We start from the raw sequence: 21,744 nt of genomic DNA, 5'->3' as shown, positions 1-21,744 counted from the left end.
TGGTAAGTGTATTTGTACGAGGTTCAGGCATATTTGCCTGTTGTTTCTGCAAATATACGCATACAAAAGCTATTTAATATATTTGTAGAAGTGTATGGTGACGCTGCTGCCTGAAACAGCGGTATTGACCCTATTAGAGTTCTGGTGTTCCTCCAGATAAAGGCTGCAAAGCAAGTGATATAACAAAAACTATCGCAGTAAAGTAATGGTGCCAGTGCGGCTTTTGGTGGTGCCAGAACTGTTTCGTGCTGTTATTTTATATACATAAGCGCCAGCGGGTAATTGTTTCCCTTCATAGGTGCCGTCCCATCCTGCATCTGCTTCAGTACCACTGTAGATAACATACCCCAAGCTGTTGTATACCTGTAGGTTATAGCTGTTATACAAGCGGCCTTTTATTTCAAATGTATCGTTCAGGCCGTCACCATTCGGGGTGAAGCCCGAAGGCACATGTAGCTGCAGATCCTGTTCTACAACAACTATGTTGGAATAAGTTACTGTTGTGCCATTTGCTGCCGTTGCCATTATGCGGTAGCGAAGCTGTTGCCGCTCATCGCTGAGGCTGCGGTCGGTAAAGGTAGTTCCGTTTAAAGAATTGCTGCTTAAGATGTTATTGTTTTCATCGAGTAGCTCTACTGTGTACTGCCTCACCCCCCCCGGAAAGCCTTCATAAGCTGACCAGGTAAGTAACACGGCACTGCCATTGTCCTGCTTTTGCGCTTTTAGAAAAGTAGGGCAGGAGATGTTACTGTAGGATGATGTGTTGGCGCAGGCATTTAAAAAGGTGGTACGGTAGCATACCTGTTCCGGAGCAACAATTTCGTCTGTAAATTCTGTTTGTTGAGTCTGACCAATAAATCGAAAAGCCCCCCCTGTTATACTTCGCTCCACATTCATTTGCTGTGCTGCCTCACCCTGCGGCAACTCCATACTTATCACTACATGATTATTCAGGTCAAACGTGGTGAGCAGGTACGGTGCTGCAGGTGCAGTGGTAGAGAAGGCCTGCACCTCCTGTAGGGCAGACACTGAAACGCTACCGTTGGCGGCAATCCCCCTTACTTCATACTGATAAGCCTGTCCGCAGGAAACATCCGTATCGGTAAATGTGCTGGTGGAACTGCTAAGTGTCTCAAGCACGGTGCCGTTTCTAATGATCTCGAAGGTGCCGGTAAAAGGCGCACTTTGCCATGATAAAGTAATCAAACCATTTCCGGAGGTGCCTGTCAGTGCAATGGAACTGATGCTGTTAGAGTTGGCAAAGGTGGTTCCGCAGGCATCTATTGGCTTTACAAGGTATTGTACTCCTGCCGTTGTGTTCACTTGTAAGGAATGACTCAGGCTTGCCTGTGTAACGTCCTGTATGGTATCGATGGTCCCAAATGTGCTGCCATTCCACTGCTGCACCACATAATCGTATCCTGGCTGTAAGTCCTGGAGGGCCAACTGAAGCTGGCCATTTGCTGCCTGCTCCAATACCGTCAGGTTATGGATAAAAGGCTGAGGGGCAGGCGGGAGAGTGGTAACTGTTGAAGTATTTATTCCTGCGCAAGTGCCGCCGGTGTAACTGCCTGTAACTGTGATTGTATAGTCTCCCTGCGTGTTGTAGCTATATTGGGTAGTACTGTTAGGAAGCGAGCTTACAGATTGCTGGCCGTCACCAAAGTCAATGGTATAGCTGTCGTAGTTGTCATCCATGATGGCAACTGAAACAGCCCTATTAGCGCAGCGGCTGATAGTAAAATCGGGAACTGGAGCCTCTCTTACCTCAAAAACCTGTGATACAGTGTCTGTGAGGGTACTACCTCCGTAATTAGCTATCTGCAGTACTCTATAGCTACCTGGCGTAGTATAAGTATGTGTTTTAATAGTAGAGGCTGGTGTTGGTATGGCTGTTCCCTTCTCATAATCGAAAATATAGTACTCGTTTTCATCCGGTACCTGGTCACCGCAATCCTGGAACTCTACCTGCTGGCCGACACATAATACTTCTACTTCCTCCCCCTGCTGATTATAGGCCTGAAAGCACCTGTCGTTCTGGGCCTGGGAAGTGAAGGTTATGAAGAGGAGTACGATGTACAGCAGGTGTTTCAAGTATAAGGTTTTATGAGTGCAACGAACCTATAGCTATAATGGCGGGACTTAATTTTTATTGTACGGCATCAGCACGAATGTCATAGCCCGTATGACTTCAGGCAAAGGTTTAAACTGTATCTGTTCGTAAAAAGGCGATGCTTGCCATGATGTCGTTGTGCAGCATACGGTCTGTGGTAGCAAAAGTAACCTTCTCCCGGTAACGTGCCACCATCTCTTCCAGCACCTGCGACGTTTTAAGCGGACGCCTGAAATCGAGGGCCTGCGCAGCATTCATCAGTTCAATGGCCAGCACCCGCTCCAGGTTATGAACCACCTGATACAGTTTGGTAGCCGCGTTTGCGCCCATACTCACATGGTCCTCCTGGTTATTGGAGGAGGAAATAGAGTCGATGGAGGCGGGGCTGCAAAGCTGTTTACTCTGGCTCACGATAGAGGCAGCAGTGTACTGGCTGATCATAAAGCCGGAGTTCAGGCCAGGTTCCGCTATCAGGAACTCCGGCAGATTGCGCCCGCCAGAAATCAGTTGATAGATGCGCCTCTCGGAGATGTTACCAAGCTCTGCCAAGGCAATGGCCATAAAATCCAGTGCCAGGGCCAACGGTTGCCCGTGAAAATTCCCGCCGGAGAGAATTTCGTCTTCCTCCGGAAAAATATTAGGGTTATCGGTTACAGAATTAATTTCAGTCAGAAACACCTGCTCTGCAAAGGCCAGTGCATCTTTTGTTGCGCCATGCACCTGCGGCATACACCGGAAGGAGTAAGGATCCTGCACATGCTCTTTCTTCTGCTGTATCAGTTCACTGCCTTCCAGCAACTGGCGTACTGCTTCTGCTGTCTGTAACTGCCCTTTATGCGGACGCAGGCGGTGAATAGCTTCATTGAAGGGCTCCAGCAGTCCACCAAAAGCATCCAGCGAAAGAGCCCCAACAACATCTGCCTGCCGCGCCAGCCTCCTTGCCTGCAGGAGTGCCAGCACACCGTAAGCAGCCATAAATTGAGTGCCGTTCAGCAGGGCCAGACCTTCCTTGGCTTTTAAAACAACCGGTTCCCAGCTAAACATATCCAGCACATGCTCGCTGGCCAGTTTATACCCCTGGAAACTTACTTCGCCCATACCTATCAGGGGCAGGCACAGGTGCGCTAAAGGCGCTAAGTCTCCGCTGGCACCTAACGAGCCCTGCTGGTACACCATAGGGTATACCTCGCGGTTGTAGAAGTCAATCAGGCGCTTTACCGTTTTCAGCTGCACTCCGCTGTGCCCGTAGGCCAGCGACTGAATTTTGAGCAGCAGCATGAGTTTAACCACCTCCTGTGGTACCTCGGGTCCTGTGCCACAGGCATGCGACATTACCAGGTTTCGCTGCAGTTGCTCCAGGTCAGCGGGCGATATTTTCTTATTGCAGAGTGCGCCGAAGCCAGTGTTAATGCCATAGATGCTTCGGTCAGTACTGTTGATTTTCTGCTGCAGATACTCATGACAATGCATAATGCGCTGCTCGGCCTCATCAGACAGCGCCAGTGTATACTGCTGCGTCAGAATCGTGTCTATCGCCTCCAGGCTCAGATGCTCACTTGAGATGTAATGGACCTTGCCCATACGTTTATTTCAGTTGGCTGATAATGTCATCAATCGTCAAATCCTGCTGTTCACCCAGCACCATATTGCGCAGCTTTAGCTTGCCGCTTGCCATCTCTTCTGAGCCAATCAGGATAACGTACGGAATACTTTTCTGGTCGGCATAGCCCATTTGCTTCTTCAGTTTGGCTGGTTCAGGGTAAAGTTCTGAGGCAATGCCAGCATCGCGCAGCTTTTGCAGCACCGGCAAAGCATAAATCTCTGACTCCTTGTCGAACTGCACGATGAGCGCCTTCGTGCCCACCTGGCTGCTGTCCGGGAACAGTTGCAGTTCTTCGATGACATCATAAATACGATCTACACCAAAGGAGAAGCCGACACCTGATACGTCCGGTAAGCCGAACATACCAGTAAGGTTATCATAGCGGCCACCACCGCTGATGCTGCCCATGCTCACATTGTTTACCTTCACCTCAAAAATGCAGCCGGTGTAGTAGGAGAGGCCCCTTGCCAGCGTTACATCCAGCAGCAGGCGCGGGTTTCCGGATTCGTTCTGAGCATTGAGTGCCTCACTATTCAGCCTGCTGAGATAATTCCATACGTCGTGCAGGTCTTTCAGGCCCCGCTGTCCTTCGGCTGTGTCGCCGAGTAGAGTATGCAGTTGGTCTAAAACAGCCTCGTTACTTCCTTCCAGTGAATAAAGCGGCTCCAGCTTTGTAACAGCCTCTTCTGATATGCCTCGCTCCAGCAACTCTTTGCGTACACCTTCCTGCCCGATTTTATCGAGTTTATCGATGGCAACACAAATGTCGCCCTCACGTCCTTTTTCACCTATCGCCTCCGCTATGCCGGCCAGTATGCCCCTGTGGTTTATTTTAATCGTGAAGTCGGTCAGCCCCAGCGTTGTTAGCACCTCGTTGATCATCTGCACAATCTCAGCTTCGCAAAGCAGGGAGTTTGTGCCTACTACATCGGCATCGCATTGGTAAAATTCACGGTAGCGGCCTTTTTGAGGACGATCGGCCCGCCAAACTGGCTGTATCTGGTAACGCTTGAAAGGAAAGGTGATGTCGTTGCGGTTCATCACCACGTAGCGCGCAAAGGGTACTGTCAGGTCGTAGCGGAGCGCTTTTTCAGATATCTTACGCGTCAGTTGCTTATGCCCTTCGTCTATATCGGCTTGCTTTGTCTTGGCCAGAAAATCCCCTGAGTTCAGTACCTTGAAAATTAACTGGTCACCCTCATCGCCGTACTTGCCTGTCAGTACCGACAGCTGCTCCATGGCTGGTGTTTCCAGGGGCAGGTAGCCGAACTTTTCGAAGGTGCGTTTGATAACGCCAAAGATATAGTTTCTCTTGACCACAACAGCCGGGCCAAAATCGCGGGTTCCTTTCGGTATAGATGGTTTCTCTTTACTCATGCTCATGCAGGTTTGCAGGCGCAAGTTACTAAAAGCTGCCGAAAGGTGGGAGTTAATTAGCGGAAAGGTGGTATTGCACCAAGTAAGCAACAGCAGTACTAGAAAGCAGCCTTATCGCCTCTGATGGCATTATAGATGGTGTAAAAGATGATTTTTATATCCAAAAGGAAGGTCCAGTTCTCGAGGTAGAAGATGTCCAGTTTCACACGGCCACGCACCTGATAGTCAGCGGTCGTATCGCCACGGTATCCTCTTACTTGCGACAGCCCCGTTACACCAGGCTTGATAAAATGACGCACCATATATTTTTCAGCAATAAGCGCGTATTCCTGATCTGCCTTTAGCATATGTGGCCGGGGACCTACAATAGACATCTGCCCCATCAGGACATTAAAGAACTGAGGAAGCTCATCCAGGCTCGTTTTCCTCAGAAAGGCACCTACAGGTGTAATTCTCGAATCTCCACGGCGTGCGAGTTGGGAGTTTGCCTCTGTGTTAATATACATGGACCGTAGCTTCCAGCACAAGAAAGTTTTATTATTGATGCCAGAGCGCACCTGGCCGAAGAAAACAGGGCCTTTGGAGTCCAGCTTTATAATGATAGCCAGTATAGGCAAAAGCCATGACAGTAAGAAAATGATAACAAAAAGAGAGAAAGCGATATCAAAGGTACGCTTCAAAAGTTTATTGATGGCATCGTCCAGCGGAATTGAACGAGCTACCAGAATGGGTAGCAAATCACTAAAATCTATCTTGAGCTTTTGGTAGCTGAAACTACCTGGTTCAGGTAAAAACTTCATGCGCACCAGGTTGTTATCAGAAAATTGCATAAGAGAAACAATTTGCTCCTTCTTCAATGCAAATGCAGCGCAATATACCTCGTTGACTTCATGTTTCAGAACATACCTTTCCACGTCTTCTATTCTTCCGATAACCTGTCGTTCTCCTGTAGCGTTATCATCAAAAAAGCCTTCGAACCTGTATCCATATTCCGGGTGGTTGTAAAAGAAGTCTCTAAGCTCTTTACCTGTTTTACTATACCCTACAATGATGACCTTTCTGGAATTGTAGCCTCTCCTGCGCAGGAATCTAATAATATAAGTAACTGCTATCCTCCAGCTTAGTACTATCAAGCTTAGGAAAAGGTAATGAAAGAGAAGATAAGATCTTGGAAAAGCTAAATGATCAATGATATTGAGTGTCGCTTCTATGAGCAGGACATAGAGTAGAAAAACTTTGAAGACATCAAAAATAACCCACAGCCTGCGACCAACTTTGTAATATTTATAGGTTCCTAAAAGGAGGTTGCATATTATCCAGGCTAATACCGAATAGAGCAGGAACATATGATGCCCTGCAGACAAGAAGCCGCTTGTAGCTCCATTTACTGCAACATAAGCAGCCACATTAGAGATAGAAAGTGCTGCTAAGTCACCTAAGGAGTGCGTTAGTTTTATGTATTTATTATATAAACCAGGCATAAGGCTATTTGAGCACAAATATCAGAAAATGTAGTGTCATTAAGCAACATCCTCAACTGCAAGTTTGGTTGTAAGCTTGCTTTCAACAAAGGAGATGATTGCTTCATGGAAAGTTTTATTGCTGAACCTTGCTGCATTCTCTCTAATTTCTATCGGATTAAAAGCCTCTGACACGGCTTCAAATCTATGAATTGCCTCTATAAGAGAGGAAACTGTTTGCTCTTTATAGAGAATACCTGTTTTGCCATCTATCACCGTTTCACAAACACCGCCTTTACCGTAGGCAATAACTGGCGTTCCACAAGCCTGTGCTTCAACGGGTGCAATGCCGAAGTCTTCTTCTGCCGCGAAAACAAAAGCTTTTGCCCGCTGCAGGTGGCTGTTCAGTACATCGAACGACTGGTAACCAAGCAGCGTGATATTGCTTGTTGCTTTAGACTTAATCTTCTTTAGATCCGGCCCCTCCCCAATAACAATGAGTTTTTTATGGGGTAATTGGCTAAAAGCTTCTACTATAAGGTCAATTTTTTTATAGGGGACTAGTCTGGACGCCGTAAGATAAAATTCTTCTTTATGTGGCGCAAAGGAAAAACTCTCCACATTTACCGGAGGGTAAATAACTGTGGCTTTTTTGTTATATACTTTCAGGATTCTTCTACCTATGTAAGCGGAGTTCGCTATAAAATAGTCAACCCTGTTTGCAGTAGTGTAATCCCAGTTTCTTATATAATGCAATATTATCTTGGCAACAAAACCCTTGAAGCCTTTCGAGAGCCCGGACTCTTTCAGGTATTGATGATAAAGATCCCATGCGTAGCGGATAGGAGAGTGGCAGTAGCAAATATGTAGTTGATTGGCATGAGTCAGTACCCCTTTGGCTACAGCATGGCTGCTAGTTAGAATAATATCATAGGCTGAAATATCTAGCTGCTCAATTGCCAGCGGCATCAATGCCAGGTAATTTCTATAATGTTTCTTAGCGAAGGGCAGCTTTTGAATGAAGGTAGTGGTAACTTTTTTATGGTGAATATGCTGCTTCAGGTGCTCAGGCATAAACTCAATCACAGAAAAGAGATCAGCATCAGGAAAGATATGAAGCAGTTGCTCCACAACCCGCTCTGAACCAGAGTAATCTACAAACCACTCATGTACTATCGCAATTCTAAGATTTTCTATCATTGATAATAATCAATTTATTCTGAAGCAATTATAGTCTGGGGCTGTAACAGCTACTGAATTTGGGATTTCCCTTTAGGTCAGCGGCGTTAGTGTATTTTCCAGTAAAACGTTTTGGAACCTCAAGAACTTGCTGTTTATAGAATTCAGGTTTAAGGATAATCCTGCAAATATATGGTATAAAGAGTAAAAAATTTTAAGAGATACTAAAATGAATCATGAAGGAGTTTTAATATCAAATATGTGTAAAATAATTGCCGGAATTATCTATAGAGCCTCCTCTTCTGATCAGAATCACCTATTATGCACTAACAGGCTGAAAGTAGCTGTACATGATGTTCTTTACAATGACTGATCTCAATTTGATTTGCTTGATAAATATTCACTCAGTTGTTGTAGATTAATTTCTATTTTTGCGATCAAATATAAGCACTAATATACTTTGATATGCTTTTAGGCGATAAGCCACCTGTTGTAGTAAATGCCCGATTTCTGACACAACCTATATCAGGTGTACAACGCTTTGCTGTTGAAATTTGCCTGCGGTTAAAGCAGTTTCTCCCGGAAGCAAAATTTATAGCACCCAAAAACATATTACATAAAGATATCGCTGAGATTCTTCATGTAGAGGAATACGGGAGGTTGGCAGGCCACCTGTGGGAGCAGATTGAACTGCCCTTTTTTTTGAACGCAACTGGCCAGCCTCTTTTAATTAACTTGTGTAATACAGGTCCCATATGGTATCAGAACAAGATTGTTTGTATTCATGATCTATCCTTTTTGATTAACCCAAAGTGGTTTTCTCAAGCATTCTCAACGTTTTATAGGTATACCATTCCCCTTATAGCTAAAAGCTCTAAAAGAGTACTTACTGTTAGCAACTACTCTAGAAGAACGATTGTGGAACTATTGGGTATTGCTGAATCTAACGTAGATGTGATATATAATGCCGTTTCTGAGGACTTTTTCAGTCCGGCAGATGTGCTGCAAAACAAATATGGGAACTACATCTTAGCTGTAGGCTCTCTGGATCCCAGGAAGAATCTGAAGAGGTTGATACAAGCCTATGAATTGTGCCGCTTAGCCGATACGAAGTTGGTGATTGTGGGAGCAGGGTCTAAGATATTCAATGATACTGCGTTACATCAATTACTTCAGGGGAATCCATCTGTTGTTTTAGCCGGATATTTGTCTGACGAAGAGCTCAAAAGCACTTATTACCATGCAAGGCTTTTTGTTTATCCTTCTATGTTCGAAGGCTTTGGCATTCCTCCCCTGGAAGCCATGCGTTGTGGTTGTGCCACCGTGGTATCCAAGACTACAAGCTTGCCAGAAGTGTGTGGTGATGCTAGCTACTACGTTGATCCTGCCAACACAGAAGAGATTGCGGAGGCCATAAAGACGCTGTTAGGGAATGAACGCATGAGGAAGTCTTTGATCATGAAAGGGTATAACAGAAGTCTGGCATTTTCCTGGGAAGAATCTGCTAAAAAAATAGTGGGTATAATCGAAAAAAACAGGGAGTAGATAATGCTCAAAAGGATATTAATTGCAGCAACGATTCTGGGCCTGTTCGGGACTATGACGAATTTAGTCTATATTAGTCCATTGCCTACTTTAATTGCTGCTTTACTTTTACCGTTGGTTTATGTAAACAAGCAGTATGTGCCGCGGCCGGTCTTCTGGTTGCTTCTTTTTACTATTTTTACCGTAATCAGTACGCTTCTTTATCATCCAGAATCCTTTCTGCAGTTTGGCTTTTACAGGTATGATGGTAACTTTTTTATCTCTTACCTCCCTTTGTTGGTACTGCCCTTCTTTAGTTTTAATCTGGATATAAAAAGAATTTTGAAGTACTTCCTTTTATTCTCAACAGCTGTAAATATAATAGTTTACATCCCTTATTTGTTTCGTCCTGATCTTGCCTTCTTCGGCTTGTTCTTATCTACGAATGGAGCCGGAGGGTTTTTCAGCCTTGTTACTTCGTTGGCATTTCTTTTCTTCCTTGAAAGAAGGACGTATACAAACCTGCTTCTTCTGGTTATAAACGTGCTTTTCCTGTACTCTACTTATTCAAGAGGATCTATGCTTGGGCTAGGGTTGGGAATAATGTGCCTGTTATTTTTTAGAATGAGAAAAAGCTACCTCATTTCGCTCCTGTTTGTTTCGATGACCGTTGTGCAGGGGCTAATACTATTTAATACTTACCCGGATTATAAGAAGCATATACAGAATGGGCCCGGTAATAGTATATATGAGAATTACGACATCTTTGCCAATCAGAAATTCGGGTCTGTTTCAACAAAACTCAACAATGTTTATATCCGGATATATGAAACCTGGCCACGCGCAGTAGATAGTTTTCTGCATTCTCCGTTTGTTGGCACAGGGTTCGGGTCATTAAATGACGTGCCTTTTGTTTACAAGGATGTCATCCCTTTTATTGTGACAACAAACAAGCAAGAGGACAAGGTTTATAATGATTCCCATGCCCATCATTCTTTCCTGCATTTTTTAGGAGAGCAGGGAATCATCGGCCTTTTACTATTTCTTACCTTCTGGATGTCCGTTTACAGATATTTGCAAAACAACAATTATCATCCTGTAACCAGAGACTTCTTACTCATATCGTTTTTTAATCTTTCTATCATGAGTTTTACAGAACATCGGATCACAACACCCTCCAATGCGCTGCCTTTTGTGATAGTATTGGGGCTGTATTTTGTCTACGTGAATTATCAGAAAAGACAGGAAGCCATGATACCGGCAGGAGATGTACAAGACCCGCTATAATATGCTGTCAGGTTTCGGTAAGATGATAAACAGTAGTCGTTATTCTATATGGTACAGGGTGCAATTGCTCAGCCTAATCCTTATAGCGCTGACACTGCCTTTCTCTATCGGTATCAACAACATAGCGATTGGGCTCCTGGTGCTGACCTGGATATTGTCTGGCCACTACAAAGAAAAGTTTAAAGCTGCATTTACAAATAAGTTATGTCTGCTGTTTCTGGCCGTATTCCTCATTCAGGTCATTGGCTTGTTCTATACCTCTGATATGAAGGAAGGCTTGGGTAAAATAGAACGCAAAGCAGCTCTGTTTATTTTGCCGTTTGTTCTGGCAGGGTTAGAAAAGTTACAGCTAAAGCATGTACATTATATCGTAACCGCCTTTATTTTAGCATGTACAGTACTCAGCATTTATGCCCTGTCTGTGCTTTTCATAAATTATGATTTGCTGAATTTTGATTCCGGGTTAACGGAGTATATCGATAACGTTATCGGCTTTCACCATGCTTATAGCGGTATGTACATGGTGTTTGCAGTTGCAGCAGCTCTATATATGGCTTTTTCAAAAGAGTCTACCTGGAGTAGGAAGTATAGGATTCCCTTTTTTATCGTTTCGGTGCTTTTGTATTCTTTCTTGGTTATTCTGGCAGCCCGGACTGCTGTTTTTACTTCCTTTCTTCTGCTCTTTGCAACCATCATTTATAAGGTTATAATTTATAAAAAGCTGAAGTATATTGTAGGAGCTGCTCTTGTATGTGCTGTAATTGGCTTGATAGTTTTAAGCCTTCCTAACACAAAGAATAAAATTGCTGAGTTCGAAAGCTTAAGGGGAGTACACAGTCCTTTTACCCCCAGGCTCATCAAGTGGCGGTGCTCTTTTAAGATTTTGGAAGACCAGAAAGCCTGGATGTATGGAGTGGGAACAGGGGATGTGCAAGACCACCTGCAGGTTTGTTACACTGAAGAAAGCTTCTGGGGCGACCAATACCTCTTAAATGCCCATAATGAGTTTCTGGAGGAAATGGCTAGGCATGGCTTACCTGGGGCATTGTTATTTATAGCTTCCCTCGTGTTTCCGTTTGTGCTCAGTATAAAGTACAAGAAGTGGCTATATACGCTGTTCCTGACCATCTTTATGCTATGCAGCTTTACTGAATCAACATTGGGTAGACAAAAAGGGGTGGTGTTCTATGCGCTCTTCAATTCAGTTTTTGCTTTCCATTACCTGAGAAACCAAAAGCAGCAGCCAGAAGTAGTCAGCATTGCCTGAATTGCTTGTATTCAGTTAGGAGTAGATTCTTTTATGGTGAAGTTATCAGGTACTGAAAATAATCTTCAAAATCATCCCCAGTCTTCTGAATTGGCCTCTCTTTAATCGGTTCAATGCCACGCCAAGGAAACTTAGATAAATAAGTGGTAAAGCGACAGGGAAGAAGCGTTTTGTAAAAACCAGACGGTTCCGGAGAGAATAAAAGTCTGCTAACTCGCTTTTTTTCTCTTTTGCATTGATGCTGGCCCCTTCTTTATGATAGACCTTGCTGGTGGTGCAAACACCAATGCTCCAGCCTTTCTGTTTGCCTCTGAAAGTCCAGTCAAGTTCCTCGAAATACAGGAAATAGTCTTCCCTCATTAATCCGACGTCTTCTACAAAGGCTCTGCTTACAAACATGGAGGCTCCAACAATATAGTCTGCTTCGGGTATATAGGGAGGATCAAACTGCCCTTTATCTGTTATGTCTCCACCTATATGATGGGTGGTGCAAAGCCATTTGTTGTATTTTCCGGCAATAGCCTGAATTAAGCCTGGTTCGTGATAGTATAGAAGCTTTGAACCTAAAATACCTAAATTCCCGGTAGAAAGCTGATGATGCTTTACTAGTTGTGTCAGGGCATCTCTTTCCACCAGGGTATCGTTGTTCAGTAGCCAAATGTAATCGCATTCGCTTTGCTTCAGGGCGTAGGAGATGCCTATGTTGTTACCTGCCGCAAACCCTCTGTTGTCACCTGCCTGTATGGTGATAAGCGGTGGCAAGGGGTCCGTTATTTCTGGAACAGACAAAGCTTCAGTTTTGCTCAGGTGCCTGTACGCTAAGGGTTTTTGGATCAGAGGGTATACTAAATGCCCAAGCTGTGGGTTAGGTGCCAGCTGCTGATCACCTTTTCCGTATGCCCAGTCATGGATGTGGTAAAGAGAGTCATTAGAAGAAGCGTTATCTATGAGGATTATCCTGAATGCTGGATAATCAAGCTTAAGAACGCTTTCAAGACATTCTATTGTGTCCTTCCAGTTAATGTAATTCAGCAGAATGATGTAAACCATAAGGTTTTTCTAAATTCTCTATAGAAGTGTTATATGCTTCGGCAGTTTATTATTGAGTACAGGAGCAAAAGTGCAGACTTTCAAGTTTAGTAGCCAAAGAAAGTATTACTTAATGGTGCCATTAAGATTTATACTTCCCGAATTTCTTTCTTTTATAGTCCATGTAGCCTTTGATGAAACTTTTGATTTTCCGTAGTTTGTCGGCTTCAAAAAGAATCACTTTGCCTATTTCTCTCAGGTTATGAAACTTCTGGGAATGATAGTAGGCAGGAAAGTCTTTTTTAAATTGGTTTAATATCTCTAAGCGGTTTCTTGTGATATAGTATCTTCTGATATAGTTGTGGTTTGTGCTGCCTAGCTTCATTCCAAAGAATGTATGAAAGCTGGAAGTGCCTATCTGATGAAAGATTTCAACGTTATTATTAATCAGCACCTTATATCCCTTTTGCCATAGGCGGAGGCAATACTCATGGTCCACATAGTCAATAAACAACTCATCCCGGAAAGGCCCTGCTATGGCAAAAGCCTTTAGGTTAAGCAGGTTACCAGAAGTGATAGTAATATCTGTTTCTTCTATGCCGTCGTGGGCTTCCTGTTGTGTGGAATCTAAGATATATCTTGGTGCAATTATACCTATCTTATCCTTGTCAATTGTTTCTGTTGTCTTCAACAGCTCCTGCACCATTCCTTTGCTAGCTTTGCTGTCCTGGTCCATAGTAAGGAGCCATTCAAAGTTTTCTTCGCAGGCTTTTGTTGCTCCTACATTCAAGGCTGTAGCAATTCCCTTGTTTTGATGGAGCGGTATGTATTCCAGGTTAGCAAACTCGGACTGAATCTTCCTTATTGTGTCTTCTGCAATTTTCTCTGAGTTATCTACTGCAAAAAGCTTTTTTACACTATGGCTGTACGTTTTTATGTTTTCAATTACATCTGGCTGGGGGTTATATAAGACTATAACGCCGGCTACATTTGTTACCATTTCTAATCTGTTTTTGTAGTAGAACTGAAGCCTGTATGCTGCTCTATTTTATAAGGTCTGCTTGAGGAATTTTCTTCGCCGCAACATCTTTATGAAAAAAACAATACTCAGGAAAATTCCTGTACAAAGTAATATACAGTAGTATTGTAATCAAAGTCTCTGTTGCCAGAATACTAAAGGCTGTTCCGGTGGCTTTGAAATAATAGGCCAGTATAAAGTTTAAACCCACATTCACTGCGGCTCCGATGCTAACGATGATAGTGAAGCTTTTAGTTAGTCTGTAGGCCAGCATGGTTTGAGCAGGGGGAATGTTAAGAGCTGCCATTAAGGGGCCAAAGCATATAATTCTTAAAACCAAAGATGCTTCACTTAAGTACTCTCCTGCAACTAAGTAAACAATATAGTCAGACAGAATAAAGACCAGCACAGAAAGAGGCAGGAAAGTCAAAAGTATAGCTTTAAAGATCAGCTTAAGGAAAATTGCCAGCTCAGAGAATGATCTTTCTGCCAGCATACATATTCGGGGATAAACAACCTGATATAAAATAACCGCAAAGGTTCGCATGATCTGGAAAACTTTCTCAGCAATGCTATAATACCCAATGACAAGAGGACTGGCAAACAGTCCTAGTATAACGATGTTGGTATTATTGGCTATTGAAACACTGATCGTTGAAAAAAAGATACTCCAGCTGTCTTTAAGCTGCTGTATGATCTGGTTTATTCCGGGAATGGTGAATTTAAGGTTAAACTTTTTGAACACAATGATTAGGCTGATGACTCCTCCTATGATCAAGCTGATGCCATTTATGAGGTTGATGTAAAGGTAGTCCTGTGCCTGGCTGATGAAGGTGAAAATGCCAATGGCATACAAAGCCCTAATCGTAATGTTGATATAGGTCATGTATTTCATTTGCTCAACCCCCTGAAAAAGCCATTGCGGTTGTAGCAACTGCCCCACAACAATGGAAAAGCTTAACAGCGCTATCAGCTGATAGTCTTCAAAATTAGGGATGAGTAAAAGTGCAGAAGCGAATAAGATGAAGGATAGAACAAGTAACACTGCTTTCGTTACCATTACCTCCGAAAATATTTTTGACAGTCTGTCTACATCATTTCTATGGACAGACACCTCTTTTGTAGCCGTCAGGTTAAATCCGTAGTCAGTCAGAACTACGAAATACAGCATGATGGTCTGAAGTAAGGTGATGAGGCCGAAGCTTTCTACACCGATAACTCTTACCACATAAGGGAATGTAATGATGGACAGCAGAAAGTTTGATCCCTGTATGATCCCTAAAGAGAGGAAGTTCGCCAGAAGAGGTCTGTATTCATCATCAACAAAATTGCTGATGTTAGATAGCCTTTGTTTTATTTTTTTCAACTAACGTTTTATTTCTTCTGTTGTACAGACCTATACGTATTAACATCAAATATATAAATTAAATTGCCCTTGGCCAATGAAAGACGAGCTGCAACAGTCTCTCTGCAGGCGTAACAGCTAATAAGCTCTTGTGTTGTGCTTAGCGCTCAGTACTTAAGGCATCAATTTTTTGCTGTTAATACAGAAGAATTAGGAGCAGGACTTTTCCAACCGTTATTAACTAACTGAAGGCTCTTTTTTCTCTTTGAAGATGGATTCTTTAAGAATCACGCTTGTCAATATTTTTGCGGTGCTGGCAACATCTGCCTTAAAGAGACTTTTGAGCTTGCTATAACCACCGCTAAAGTTCCTGTCCCTGATTGCAGTTAATGCCTCATAAATGTTTTCTTCCAGGATATAGTCGCTGTTTTGGCGGAGTATTTTGTCGTAAGCTGCTAGTTCTCTGAAAGCCTTGGTGACGTTTTCCTGGAATCGAAGACGCATTTTTCTGTCATACCGCTCTAAGTACACATTCTTCTCCTTTTCGCTGATTGCCCTGGCTATTACACTTTGATTATGGTACCTGAAATAGTTAAGAGGCTCAGCTATATGCAGCAGGTCACCGATCAGTAGTATCCTCAACCAAAGCTCCCAATCGCTGCAGTTCCTGATGCTTTCGTCTGCTCCTCCCACAGATTGGTAGTGCTCCTTTTTAAACAGAACTGCACTTGCATTGGGAATGGTATTCTTGTGGATAAGGTACTTTTCGATGTACCTGACGCCGCTCATGCTAAAATCTTTCCTGAAAAGCTCACTATCCAGGTCATCCGTCCAGTCAAGCCAGTCGCCTGTTACTTCACCTTTGTCATTCATCCTGTATGACTGGCAGTAGGCGATACCGGTTTTGGGAGCATTTTGGATAGCACTTACTAATGTTGCAAGCAAACGAAGATCTGCCTTGTCATCACTTTCTGCAATCCAAATCCATTCTCCTTTTGCCAGTTGAATCCCTTTGTTCCACTGTTTGAAAGTAGAGCCACTGTTCACCTCATTATAAACTATATGACTGACTTTAAGGTGATTACGGTATTGTTCCAGTATGTTCCGGCTGTTGTCGGGGGAACAATCATCTAAAATGATGACCTCAAAATCTTGAAAAGTTTGATTTAGGACACTCTCAAGCCGTTGTGGTAAATACTTTTCATGGTTATAGGTAGGGATGATTACGCTGACTAACATCTTTTTCTGTTGCTATGCTTTAGGAATGGAGCAATTTACTTGTGCGCTCTAATTAGTCCTTTCCTTACATATGGCGCACTTTGCTTGTCCTCTAAAAAGAACATATAGCCTTGGGAGTATGCGATATCAAACTGGTATCTCTTTAATACCTCGGCCAGCTCAACACTATCATGCTGCTTATGATAGGTGCAGATGGCTATATTCTGGCCCTTTTTTTCCGTTAGAAGTTGGTGCGCCCCCGCCAGAATACGAGATTCTGCACCTTCTACGTCAATTTTCAAAAAGTCAGCTTTTTGTTTGTCTTTCAAAAACTCGTCGATGGAGACGCTGTTGGCGTCATTTGTATCAGACACATACTTGTTTATGATCCGGACTTTGGCGCTCCAGGGGGCAAACGTAGCCTCTAAAGCTTCCTTCCAGTCCGGGTCTGCCTCAAAAATGTATAGCTTGCTGATTTTGTCTATGACACTTAAACCAAAATTACCCTCTGCGGCCCCGATGTCCATTACAACAGCGCCCTCCTTAACTTTAAAAGTATCTGTCAGGTACCGGTGAGGTGATTTAGGGTCTTGTTCGATAGAGAGGAAGTTAAAGTTCTCTTTTATAGACTGCTCATCCCAATTTCTCTTATAATACAGCCTCTTGTCTTGTAACATCACAAAAGGCAAGTCCAGTTTATCGTCTCTGTAGACCTTAACCGAGTCTATTTTATAATCATAAATGAAAGGGTAAGGGAATGTGACTAGCTCATATTTTTGAATAAAGCCAAGCACTTTCTTTATCTCCTCGTCTTTCTTATCCTCTGGTATGCGGGAATAATAATCTAAAATCTCTTGCTTTAGGATTCCATTCTCAGTGTTACGATTTTTAATGTTCCAAATCTTCCACTTTATATTGTCTGGAATCATATTTCTGTAAATAGCTTTTACTAATTGCATAGGGGCTGTAACTTCTTTGTTAATTATGTATAAGTATGCATTGTTATCTGCCAGAGATAATCTAATTACATAAATTTCTTCAGAAGGATTTTCTGAAAGTTAGCGCTACAAAAGAGGACATTTTTTTCTTATTTACAAACAGCATTACCAGCATATTCATTAGTCAGTGGAGGAGGAGTTCTTCTAATTCATCATTAAAGAAGAAGGGGGTTTTATTATTTAACACATGAAAGAGTTATTAGTATATTTGCGCTTTGTTGATTTATTATGTACAAAGAGAAAAAAATAGAAGTCGTAAACAAAGGAGCCAGTAGCGATGAAATTGATCTGTCTTTGATTATGGACAGGATCGGCTATGGAATGAAATGGGTGCTGGGCGGAATATTCTATGTGTTCCATGTCATATGGAAGCATATTGTCTTGATTCTGCTATTCGTCGCCCTTGGCCTTGGGTTGAGTTATTGGTTTTACTCAACTAAGACACCTTATTACACTTCCTCCATCACGCTTGTTTTAGCAGATATCCGGAATGAGTTTATCGAAAATCAGCTCAATAACCTGTCAGACCTGATAAAGGAGAACAATACTAGCGCAGTATCTAGAAGCCTAGATATTGGTGAGGTTGAGGCTAGACAAATCAGAGAGATGCGGTTCTCGAATTTAGATCAGGATAGAATAGCTGATGACAGCATCTTGACTGGTTCTCCATTTAGAATTGAGCTATCATTGTACGACAATATGCTTTTTGAGGAGATGGAGCCGGCATTAACAAATTATCTTGAAAACAACCCCTACTTTTCAAAGCAGAAACGCATCAGGCAAAGGGAAATCGAAAGCCTTATAGCAAAACTTAAAAGTCAGGTAGAATCCATAGATAGCGTTAAGAATACCGTTGTTACACCCAGAGGGCCTGTAAATGGATTTGTTTACGGCGAACCGATAGACCCGACAAACCTGTACCGCGAGAGTATGAGCCTTTACCAAAAGCAAGTTGAACTGGAGGCTAAGTTAGAGCAGCTTGACAATGTCCAGGTGGTAAACAGCTTTACTCCTCGTTCCCGGCCAACTGGGCCCAAACTGAGTAAGTTTCTTGTTGTTGGAGGGGGAATAGGTTTGCTAGCAGGTTTTTTTGTTGCTTTTATCATGGAGTCATCTAATAAACGCCGCATAGCCTAAAAGTCAAATCTTAAAAAAAGAAGCCGCTGTCTAATTAAAGACAGCGGCTTCTTTTTTTAAGATGTCCCGCCTTAGAGGCTGTTTTGATTTAGCTGGATAAAAAAGCAGGTGCCGGCTGTTGGGTAAGAAAAGTTTGCTGACTTATGGCTTACCGAGGTGATTTAACCGACACCCAATGGCAATGTTTAGAAAAGGTATAGGAGATGAAATACTCGGTAGGAAGCGCCTCTGGCCGCTGCCCAGCATCCTCAATGCCATCTTCTATGTGAGCAAAGGGGGCATTCAGTGGCGCATATTGCCTTCAAAGCTTCCGCCCTGGCAGACGGTCTGGAATAGCTATGTTTTACTGGATACTTTTTCCAGGCAGCCACAGCCTGGCTGTACAACAGGCTTTCCTATTGGCAAGGAGTCAGGTACCCAAGCGCTGAGTGTCTCCTTTTCCGGTTGTAGAAACTCTCGATGTAGTGAAATACAGCCAGTCGGGCCTCCTGCCTGGTGGCAAACTTGTGGTGGTAAGTCATTTTGACACATAGTTAAACTTAAACCATTGTATAAAAACAGCAGCTTTAGCTTTTTAATTAGGAGTGCTTGCAGTAAAATTGCAGCAACTATTATTTATACTGTTTTAGCGTGAGCAATTCTTATGAGCCTCTGGATGTTTGTGTACTGATTCCATGCTATAACAACCTGCCTGGCTTATTTAGAACTTTGCAAAGTATTTGTTACCCCCCTGGTAAGCTATTGGTACTGGTTGTGGATGATGGGAGTGAGGTGCCGGTAACATTAGATATATTAAGAAATTCTAATATTAACTTTCCGAGTATTCATGTGCTTAATCTGGAGCAGAACAGCGGCATTACGCTTGCCTTGAATGCAGGCTTAAAATGGATTGAAGATAATCTTTGTGTCAGGTATATTGCACGATTAGATTGTGCGGATATCTGCCACCCGGAAAAGTTCTATAAGCAAGTGACTTTTCTAAATGCCAATCCAGCAATTGGTTTTATAGGCTCCTGGTGTACTTTCCAGACACCAAACGCAACGTTACAATATGGCTATTCTACGCCAACTGCTCATAGTAAAATAATAAGAGAAATGCACTACAGGAATGTATTTATTCATCCTACTGTGATGTTTCGCGTTGAATTAATAAAAACACTGGGCTATTACCCCACCAACTATCCGCACGTCGAAGATTATGCCTACTTCTGGCGTATGGTAAAAAGAACAAAAACAGCTATACTAGATGATTTTTTGGTGACTTGTGAAATAAATGTAAAAGGCATCTCTATCAAAAACAGAAAAAAGCAGTTGAAGGGAAGGTATAATGTGGTTTCTGAATTTGGAAGCATACCTCATCTTAAATTACTGGGTATGGCCAAGTTAAGAGCTATGATGTTAGTGCCGTACTATCTTATACTGCTGCTAAAGAACCGAAAAAGGAGAGCGAATTAACGGTAAAGCAAATTGAACTAATTTCAGGTAATTTATAATTAAAAAAATTAAATATTCAATATAGAAATATTGAAAGCTGCAACACTTTTTTTAATGAAAATTATAGCTACATTAGCGCCTGAATAAAACGCCTGAAAACACCTTATTCTTCTATTTCGCTCTGATTATACAAACTTATGATAGTTGTACATGTTGTAGAACCCTTCGCTGCTGGAGTTGCTGTGTTTGTACGCTCCCTTACGGAGACAATGCCAGATGAGTTACATATCGTAATTCATGGAGAGCGGAATCAGGTGATGTCAGCCAAAGAAGTGAAGCATTCTTTCCCGAAAAAGAATGTCCGGTTCATCAGGTGGAAGTCAGCGCAACGTTCTATCAACCCTCTCAAAGATCTTTTGGCTCTGAATGAGTTATACAAAATTCTGAGAAGACTAAAACGCAAGAACCTGGTGGATGCGGTGCACTTACATTCCTCTAAAAGCGGTCTTTTAGGAAGAATAGCCTGTCGGATGGCTGGAATAGAGAAGGTTGTTTATACGCCAAACGGAGCTCCGTTTTTATCAGGAGGAAACTCACTTAATAATTTTTTTTACCAGCAGCTGGAGCGTTTTGGAAACAGGATAGGAGGAGAGGTTGTTTGCTGCTCTGCTTCTGAATTAGTGGAGTATAAAAAGCGTGGGATCAAGGCTACGTATGTCAATAATGGCATTTCGATGGCATTTGCTTCAGAGCCGTCAAAGCCTAAAGCTGCTAACGGGAAATTTTGTATTATTACCACTGGGAGAATAGAAAATCAAAAGAACCCCTCTTTGTTCAATACTATTGCCTCCTACTTTGAGGAATTTGACCAGTTTGAATTTATATGGGCTGGCGACGGAGTTGAAAAGCCTTGCCTGACAGCGAAGAATATAAAAGTTACAGGTTGGGTGCCATCTGTACAAATCAAAGAACTGGTTGCCCAGGCAGATGTTTATATATCTACCTCCGTTTTCGAAGGGCTTTCTTTTGGAGTGCTTGAAGCTTTAGCACTGAGGAAGCCAGTGCTGCTGAGTGAGTGTGTGGGAAATAAAGATGTAATTAAGAGAGGCGTGAACGGAGACATATTTACCAATCAAACCGAAGCCATTATTAAAATCCTGAGCTACTTCAATAACCGGGATATGATGGATATCATGGGGCAGCACTCCCATGATATATGCACTGCTGAGTTTGACATGAACCAGAATTTCAGCAGCTATAAAATGATTTACCAGGGAAATCGCGGCTTAACTGATAGCCTGTCTGCCGTTTCATAAAACAAGCTTTTCATCACTAATTGTTCTCCATGAGAAAAACTTTACTTTTTCAAGATCACAATTCTTCCTCTGAACATTACTTAGAAGGCATTCATAAATCTTTAGAAGTTCTTCATAGGAAGCTGTTGCAAGAAATTGAAGCGAAGCAGGCATCCATTCGATTGCTGGAAGAGAAGGTAGGAAGTTTAGATAGTATGCTGGGTGAAAAAAACGATCAGATCAATCTACTCATGGTAGACCTGGATTTGAGCCGCCGAATAGCAGATGGGAACAGACAACTTGTGAATAAACTGCTTAATGATATTGATAGGCTTCAGCAGGACGTTGAGTGGTATAAGCGGACTTATGAGAGCAGGAGTATGCTGGGTACATTAAAGCAGAAGATTATAAAATATATAATCATAGGTTATAGCAAATAAATTACTGTAATCTTCAACTA

At 42.6% G+C, this 21,744-nt stretch carries 18 protein-coding genes and 1 pseudogene; 8 read left to right on the top strand and 11 right to left on the bottom strand.

Going from position 1 to position 21,744, the window contains the following annotated elements; genetic code table 11:
* Positions 1-189: 189 nt before the first annotated feature.
* From DXT99_RS04445 to DXT99_RS04425, 5 genes are all read right to left on the bottom strand, one after another.
* Entirely contained in the window at positions 190-2,094 is a 1,905-nt protein-coding gene (locus tag DXT99_RS04445; RefSeq protein ID WP_115564317.1) for a T9SS type B sorting domain-containing protein, read from the bottom strand.
* 109 nt (positions 2,095-2,203) lie between these two features.
* On the bottom strand, positions 2,204-3,694 hold the full coding sequence (gene hutH / locus DXT99_RS04440) for a histidine ammonia-lyase (protein ID WP_115564316.1): 1,491 nt from the start codon (positions 3,692-3,694) through the stop codon (positions 2,204-2,206).
* A 4-nt stretch (positions 3,695-3,698) separates the two neighbouring features.
* Positions 3,699-5,093 (bottom strand): histidine--tRNA ligase, encoded by a 1,395-nt coding sequence (gene hisS, locus DXT99_RS04435; protein WP_115564456.1) that lies wholly within the window; start codon positions 5,091-5,093, stop codon positions 3,699-3,701.
* 98 nt (positions 5,094-5,191) lie between these two features.
* Positions 5,192-6,574: an undecaprenyl-phosphate glucose phosphotransferase gene (locus DXT99_RS04430; protein WP_115564315.1), complete on the bottom strand. Its 1,383-nt coding sequence runs from the start codon at positions 6,572-6,574 to the stop codon at positions 5,192-5,194.
* Between the two features lie 39 nt (positions 6,575-6,613).
* Positions 6,614-7,753, bottom strand: coding sequence for a glycosyltransferase family 4 protein (locus DXT99_RS04425; protein WP_115564314.1), 1,140 nt, complete (start codon positions 7,751-7,753; stop codon positions 6,614-6,616).
* A 444-nt stretch (positions 7,754-8,197) separates the two neighbouring features.
* Between DXT99_RS04425 and DXT99_RS04420 the strand changes: the two genes are divergently transcribed.
* From DXT99_RS04420 to DXT99_RS04410, 3 genes are read left to right on the top strand one after another with little or no spacing between them, the layout of a single operon-like run.
* A complete protein-coding gene (locus DXT99_RS04420) occupies positions 8,198-9,277 on the top strand; it encodes a glycosyltransferase family 4 protein (RefSeq protein WP_115564313.1) in 1,080 nt (359 codons plus the stop codon).
* A gap of 3 nt (positions 9,278-9,280) precedes the next feature.
* Positions 9,281-10,543, top strand: a complete 1,263-nt coding sequence (locus DXT99_RS27690; protein WP_115564312.1) for an O-antigen ligase family protein — start codon at positions 9,281-9,283, stop codon at positions 10,541-10,543.
* Positions 10,524-11,810 (top strand): O-antigen ligase family protein, encoded by a 1,287-nt coding sequence (locus DXT99_RS04410; RefSeq protein WP_115564311.1) that lies wholly within the window; start codon positions 10,524-10,526, stop codon positions 11,808-11,810. Before DXT99_RS27690 ends, DXT99_RS04410 begins: the two co-directional genes overlap by 20 nt.
* A gap of 45 nt (positions 11,811-11,855) precedes the next feature.
* Here the strand turns inward: DXT99_RS04410 and DXT99_RS04405 are convergent, their stop codons facing one another.
* From DXT99_RS04405 to DXT99_RS04385, 5 genes are all read right to left on the bottom strand, one after another.
* Positions 11,856-12,860, bottom strand: a complete 1,005-nt coding sequence (locus tag DXT99_RS04405; RefSeq protein WP_115564310.1) for a glycosyltransferase family 2 protein — start codon at positions 12,858-12,860, stop codon at positions 11,856-11,858.
* Between the two features lie 121 nt (positions 12,861-12,981).
* Positions 12,982-13,839: a glycosyltransferase family 2 protein gene (locus DXT99_RS04400; protein WP_115564309.1), complete on the bottom strand. Its 858-nt coding sequence runs from the start codon at positions 13,837-13,839 to the stop codon at positions 12,982-12,984.
* 43 nt (positions 13,840-13,882) lie between these two features.
* Positions 13,883-15,223, bottom strand: coding sequence for a flippase (locus DXT99_RS04395; RefSeq protein WP_115564308.1), 1,341 nt, complete (start codon positions 15,221-15,223; stop codon positions 13,883-13,885).
* 216 nt (positions 15,224-15,439) lie between these two features.
* Positions 15,440-16,441, bottom strand: a complete 1,002-nt coding sequence (locus DXT99_RS04390) for a glycosyltransferase family 2 protein (RefSeq protein WP_115564307.1) — start codon at positions 16,439-16,441, stop codon at positions 15,440-15,442.
* 35 nt (positions 16,442-16,476) lie between these two features.
* Positions 16,477-17,349 carry an FkbM family methyltransferase gene (locus tag DXT99_RS04385; RefSeq protein WP_181885026.1) on the bottom strand — a complete coding sequence of 291 codons (873 nt, stop codon included), beginning with the start codon at positions 17,347-17,349 and terminating at the stop codon, positions 16,477-16,479.
* 297 nt (positions 17,350-17,646) lie between these two features.
* Here DXT99_RS04385 and DXT99_RS04380 point away from each other — a divergent pair, with 297 nt between their 5' ends.
* Both DXT99_RS04380 and DXT99_RS27930 read left to right on the top strand, forming a co-directional pair.
* On the top strand, positions 17,647-18,555 hold the full coding sequence (locus DXT99_RS04380; protein ID WP_115564305.1) for a Wzz/FepE/Etk N-terminal domain-containing protein: 909 nt from the start codon (positions 17,647-17,649) through the stop codon (positions 18,553-18,555).
* Between the two features lie 175 nt (positions 18,556-18,730).
* Positions 18,731-18,883 (top strand): annotated as a pseudogene (locus DXT99_RS27930) (transposase); the annotation flags it as partial.
* Between the two features lie 67 nt (positions 18,884-18,950).
* Here DXT99_RS27930 and DXT99_RS26805 read toward each other — a convergent pair.
* The gene (locus DXT99_RS26805; protein WP_262511353.1) at positions 18,951-19,076 is read right to left on the bottom strand and encodes an IS3 family transposase; all 126 of its coding nucleotides are present in this window, start codon (positions 19,074-19,076) and stop codon (positions 18,951-18,953) included.
* A gap of 109 nt (positions 19,077-19,185) precedes the next feature.
* Between DXT99_RS26805 and DXT99_RS04370 the strand changes: the two genes are divergently transcribed.
* The 3 genes from DXT99_RS04370 (at position 19,186) to DXT99_RS04360 (ending at position 21,724) form a co-directional block, all read left to right on the top strand.
* Positions 19,186-20,010 (top strand): glycosyltransferase, encoded by an 825-nt coding sequence (locus DXT99_RS04370; RefSeq protein ID WP_115564303.1) that lies wholly within the window; start codon positions 19,186-19,188, stop codon positions 20,008-20,010.
* A gap of 176 nt (positions 20,011-20,186) precedes the next feature.
* Positions 20,187-21,305 (top strand): glycosyltransferase, encoded by a 1,119-nt coding sequence (locus DXT99_RS04365; protein ID WP_115564302.1) that lies wholly within the window; start codon positions 20,187-20,189, stop codon positions 21,303-21,305.
* Between the two features lie 29 nt (positions 21,306-21,334).
* On the top strand, positions 21,335-21,724 hold the full coding sequence (locus DXT99_RS04360; protein ID WP_115564301.1) for a hypothetical protein: 390 nt from the start codon (positions 21,335-21,337) through the stop codon (positions 21,722-21,724).
* The last annotated feature ends 20 nt before the right edge of the window (positions 21,725-21,744 follow it).

The organism is Pontibacter diazotrophicus (assembly GCF_003367245.1).
GTDB classification, from domain to species: domain Bacteria; phylum Bacteroidota; class Bacteroidia; order Cytophagales; family Hymenobacteraceae; genus Pontibacter; species Pontibacter diazotrophicus.
The sequence above is the reverse complement of the archived record's forward strand: the minus strand, read 5'-3'. Positions and strand labels throughout refer to the sequence as shown.

Bases quoted from the DNA above. Each gene is read 5' to 3' on its own strand.
- DXT99_RS04410 (WP_115564311.1), top strand. From the start codon at position 10,524: ATGTACAAGACCCGCTATAATATGCTGTCAGGTTTCGGTAAGATGATA.
- hutH (WP_115564316.1), bottom strand. From the start codon at position 3,694: ATGGGCAAGGTCCATTACATCTCAAGTGAGCATCTGAGCCTGGAGGCG.
- DXT99_RS04400 (WP_115564309.1), bottom strand. From the start codon at position 13,839: ATGGTAACAAATGTAGCCGGCGTTATAGTCTTATATAACCCCCAGCCA.
- DXT99_RS27690 (WP_115564312.1), top strand. From the start codon at position 9,281: ATGCTCAAAAGGATATTAATTGCAGCAACGATTCTGGGCCTGTTCGGG.
- DXT99_RS04425 (WP_115564314.1), bottom strand. From the start codon at position 7,753: ATGATAGAAAATCTTAGAATTGCGATAGTACATGAGTGGTTTGTAGAT.
- hisS (WP_115564456.1), bottom strand. From the start codon at position 5,093: ATGAGTAAAGAGAAACCATCTATACCGAAAGGAACCCGCGATTTTGGC.
- DXT99_RS26805 (WP_262511353.1), bottom strand. From the start codon at position 19,076: ATGACTTACCACCACAAGTTTGCCACCAGGCAGGAGGCCCGACTGGCT.
- DXT99_RS04390 (WP_115564307.1), bottom strand. From the start codon at position 16,441: ATGTTAGTCAGCGTAATCATCCCTACCTATAACCATGAAAAGTATTTA.
- DXT99_RS04420 (WP_115564313.1), top strand. From the start codon at position 8,198: ATGCTTTTAGGCGATAAGCCACCTGTTGTAGTAAATGCCCGATTTCTG.
- DXT99_RS04365 (WP_115564302.1), top strand. From the start codon at position 20,187: ATGATAGTTGTACATGTTGTAGAACCCTTCGCTGCTGGAGTTGCTGTG.
- DXT99_RS04430 (WP_115564315.1), bottom strand. From the start codon at position 6,574: ATGCCTGGTTTATATAATAAATACATAAAACTAACGCACTCCTTAGGT.
- DXT99_RS04385 (WP_181885026.1), bottom strand. From the start codon at position 17,349: ATGATTCCAGACAATATAAAGTGGAAGATTTGGAACATTAAAAATCGT.
- DXT99_RS04380 (WP_115564305.1), top strand. From the start codon at position 17,647: ATGTACAAAGAGAAAAAAATAGAAGTCGTAAACAAAGGAGCCAGTAGC.
- DXT99_RS04405 (WP_115564310.1), bottom strand. From the start codon at position 12,860: ATGGTTTACATCATTCTGCTGAATTACATTAACTGGAAGGACACAATA.
- DXT99_RS04360 (WP_115564301.1), top strand. From the start codon at position 21,335: ATGAGAAAAACTTTACTTTTTCAAGATCACAATTCTTCCTCTGAACAT.